Here is a 255-nt window from a genome sequence, read left to right on the forward strand (position 1 = left end):
ATAACGGTTCATCTCAACTTACCGACGCTATTCGCAGATTAGCACGCCCTTCATCGCCTCTGACTGCCTATGCATCCACCGTGTACGCTTAGTCGCTTAACCTCACAACCCGAAGGTGTTTCCACCGCCGCATTGCGATTATTTGAGAGACTCTGTTACAGACTAATCCACCACTCAGTACAGATACGGAGAGTGATGTTCAGCTGTAAACTTTCAATTTTCAGCTTGTTCCAGATTGTTAAAGAGCAATATCTT

The 255-nt window shown here is 45.5% G+C and carries 1 rRNA gene; it reads right to left on the reverse strand.

The annotated features are described in order from the left end of the window. Positions 1 to 102: ribosomal RNA gene (locus J1785_RS00035) — 23S ribosomal RNA — on the reverse strand; the annotation flags it as partial. Positions 103 to 255: the final 153 nt, after the last annotated feature.

The sequence above is a fragment of the Rahnella perminowiae genome, from assembly GCF_019049755.1.
Taxonomy (GTDB): Bacteria; Pseudomonadota; Gammaproteobacteria; order Enterobacterales; family Enterobacteriaceae; genus Rahnella; species Rahnella perminowiae.